The sequence below is a fragment of the Bacillus sp. SIMBA_005 genome (assembly GCF_046535585.1).
In the GTDB taxonomy this organism is placed as follows: Bacteria; Bacillota; Bacilli; order Bacillales; family Bacillaceae; genus Bacillus; species Bacillus pumilus.
Map to the genome: position 1 here is coordinate 1 of NZ_JAWRWI010000376.1, position 273 is coordinate 273.

Below are 273 nucleotides of genomic sequence, written 5' to 3' on the forward strand. Positions count from 1 at the left end.
TGGTGGGACCGCCAGTACCGGGCACTCGAGCGGAAGCAGATCCCATGAGTCACGAGATCTGGCCTGGATCGGCATACCCCCTCGGAGCGACCTTCGACGGACAGGGAACGAACTTCGCGCTGTTCAGCGAGGGCGCGGAGAAAGTGGAGCTGTGCCTCTTCGACGACGACGGCGGCGAGCAGCGTGTGACGCTCACCGAGGTCGACGCCTTCGTCTGGCACGGCTACCTCCCCTCGGTGCAGCCGGGGCAGCTCTACGGGTACCGGGTGCACG

General features: G+C 66.7%; 1 protein-coding gene. It reads left to right on the top strand.

Going from position 1 to position 273, the window contains the following annotated elements:
• Nucleotides 1-44: 44 nt before the first annotated feature.
• Nucleotides 45-273: hypothetical protein (locus SB660_RS20530; protein WP_486304207.1), on the top strand; the 229-nt coding region annotated here is incomplete at its 3' end.